The organism is Acinetobacter endophylla (assembly GCF_053543775.1).
Genome location: NZ_JBLVOM010000277.1, coordinates 1 through 2,978, shown reverse-complemented (window position 1 = coordinate 2,978; position 2,978 = coordinate 1). Strand labels below are relative to the sequence as shown.

The 2,978-nt window shown below is 37.4% G+C and carries 2 protein-coding genes and 1 pseudogene; 2 read left to right on the top strand and 1 reads right to left on the bottom strand.

Annotation, left to right across the window (positions count from 1 at the left end; all coding sequences use genetic code 11):
- The coding region (locus tag ACNPNW_RS16020) for a ParA family protein (RefSeq protein ID WP_448767166.1) at positions 1-403 on the top strand (403 nt) is incomplete at its 5' end.
- Positions 404-416: 13 nt separating this feature from the next.
- The gene (locus ACNPNW_RS16015; RefSeq protein WP_180038948.1) at positions 417-1,328 is read left to right on the top strand and encodes a ParB/RepB/Spo0J family partition protein; all 912 of its coding nucleotides are present in this window, start codon (positions 417-419) and stop codon (positions 1,326-1,328) included.
- Between the two features lie 49 nt (positions 1,329-1,377).
- Here the strand turns inward: ACNPNW_RS16015 and ACNPNW_RS16010 are convergent.
- A pseudogene (locus tag ACNPNW_RS16010) lies at positions 1,378-2,092 on the bottom strand (IS5 family transposase).
- Positions 2,093-2,978: the final 886 nt, after the last annotated feature.

The following is a 2,978-nucleotide window of genomic DNA, read 5'->3' as shown; positions in this document are numbered from 1 at the left end:
TGATTTTATATTGATCGACTGTCCACCTAGTCTTAAATTATTAACCAGCAATGCCCTGGCATCTTCAACACATGTCATTATTCCTATCGAATCCGGATCACAATATGGATTGTATGGGGTAACAGATCTTTTAAATCATCTTGAAAAGATCAAACGTATTAATCCAGATTTAGAGCTTTTAGGCGCTTTACTAATTAAGCATGATGAACGTCAGAATGTCTGTAAGCTGATTCGGAATGAAGCCTTAAAACAGGTAGGAAAACTTTTAGAGACCACCATTCCTCAAAGTACTAAAGTTAATCAAGCAGCGATTCTGCAACAATCACTTTTGAATGTAGAAAAAAATTCAAAAGTACGTAAGGCTTTTGAAAGCCTTGCCAATGAAATTGTAGCTAAAGTTTAAACCTGAGAGTATTATGGCAAGCACCAAAGAGCTTTTAGCTCAGAAACTGAAACAGAATACAGAAAAACATCAGCAAGCACAGAAAGACAATATTAGAGAGCTGAAAGAGTTTAGACGTAATGTTCCTATTGAGGATATTAGCCGCAGTCCAAACCAGCCGCGTAAATTATTTGAAGAGTCACAATTAAAAGAACTGGCGGATTCCATTAATGAAGTCGGTCTGTTGCAGCCCATTACAGTGCGTAAACTTGATAATCTGAAATATGAACTCATTGCAGGCGAGCGGCGCTTACGGGCGCACCATTTACTCGGCAAGTCTGTGATTGAAGCGATTATCATTGATGCGAATAATGTAGAAGCATCTTTGTTAACCTTAGCAGAGAATTTAAAGCGTCAGGACCTGACAGATTATGAAATTTTTATTGGCCTGAACTCACTTGATGAGAAGTTAAAGAAAAACAAGCAACGTTTAGCCAATTCACTGGGTTTAAATCGCGAAGATATGTACAAGTATTTAGCATACGAAAAACTGCCTCAAGTAATTTTAAATGACCTTGATGTGGAACCAGGCCTACTGGGTCGTACTGCTGCAACTGCATTCAAAAAATTTCTGTCGGATCATATAGAGCAACTTTCTGAGGCCGAAAAGGCTTTACTAGGGGCTTGGGAAAAAGTAAAAGACAAAAAACTAGAGCAAAGTAAAGTTACTGCCTATGCTGAAAAAATATTGAGTCAGGATCCAGAAAAACTGACCACAACATCTGTGGTTAGAAAAATTGAATATGCAGGTAAGATTGCGGGGAATATCAAACTCAATCAAAAACAGCTTAAGGTTTCTCTGAATATCTCGGAAATTGACGAAGCTAGTCTCTTACAACTAGAAGATTTTTTAAAACAGCTTATTAAGAAAAGTGAAAAAGTGTAGCAAGTTGCTACACTTTTTTTGACAATCTCAAATTAGGGCGTGTTATCAATTAAGCCATAAAGATCGCTGATAAGAAGTTTTGAGCCAATTTATCATAGCGTATGGCAATAGCACGATATTGTTTGAGCTTGGCAAAAAAATTCTCGATCAGATGTCTTGCCTTGTAGATATGTCAATCATAATCACGCTGATCAATAGAATTACTTTTCGCTGGCATCACAACTTGACCCTTCGCCTCTAAAATTGGATCAATGACCCGATCCCTAGAGTTGTAGGCTTTATCCATAAATCAGGTCTGGCTCAACGATAAGTCCAGCAACACATCTGAACCGTTTAAGTCATGGACCTGCCCATCCGTGAGATAAAATCCTGTCGGGTTGCCTAAAGCATCAGTACGGGCATGAATTTTGGTGCTTAAGCCCCCTTTACTGCGCCTAGTCGCCTGATTTCCCCCCAGCGCTGTGTTAGTAAGCACGTACAATGGGGTGGAGTCTAACATGACATATTCATTGTCAAGGTCATGTGACAGCACTTCAAAGACTCTCTGCCACACACCTGTTTTAGCCCAAAGACTAAAACGAGTATGCACTACTCTAAAATCACCAAAGCGCTCGATTAAGTCTCGCCACGGGATACCTGAACGATACCGCTTCAACAAATAGTCGGTTATCTTTGGCCGTTACTCCAACAGTACCCATTCGTCCATGTAACAGATCTTTAATCTGTTCCCACTGATCATCTTTTAATGCATAGCGTTTAGTCATGAAAAAATTATGAGGACCGGTAAGATTTTCTCAAGCTAATTGATGACACCTTAATTCAAAATAAAAAACGGTTTTAAATATTATTTCTATAAATTTCAATGTTACACTGATTTATAACAGGTTTTAATTGATTCCGCTTAGATGATATATGGGACCAAAAAAATTAACTAATTAACTTATGTCCATGAAAAAATTATAAATAAATGGACATATATCAATGATGTATGGTTGTTTTTTTATAATGAATAGTCTAAGTGATCGTTAGTGAATAGATGTTTTTTTTGGTGCGATATAATTACCTGAAAATCCAGACATAAGTTATAAAATGAGATAAATTTTGAAGGACGCCAGCTTTAAACCGCAGCTTTCATTTTTGTCTACATACAGCAGTCCAAGACGTTACCCAGTGTCACGTTACGGAACCGCACTCAGTGCGCTTGCCGGATTCAACAGTCTGGAGATCTTAGTATATTGCCCTATAAAGCTCATTTTATTAAAGATAATCTTTAATAGTCAAAGGCATTCAAATGTATAGATAGGGACTGTGTCAGGAAATGTGTTAGTAGAGGTGGACAATAATGTCTAGAATCAAGGTACGTGATTTTCTCAGTCGACTATTACGAATAGCCGCCGATTTTGTAGATGCCTTTTAATTAGATTAGACTGTCACCACTCTCCTAGACAAATTTAGTCTATTCTTTTTGCATAAATGAGAACATTATGAGTGGACAACGATATTCTCTCAGAATCACGTATCAATCATGCTGCTAAACATTCTCATTAAAACAAGGGAATGCATCTTTTTACTGATCTGTACCTTGTTTTCAATTTTCCTCTGTTCTTTAATTTAGTACTATCTTTATCACTTATGAGCACTCACTGGATT

Bases quoted from the DNA above. Each gene is read 5' to 3' on its own strand.
- ACNPNW_RS16015 (WP_180038948.1), top strand. From the start codon at position 417: ATGGCAAGCACCAAAGAGCTTTTAGCTCAGAAACTGAAACAGAATACA.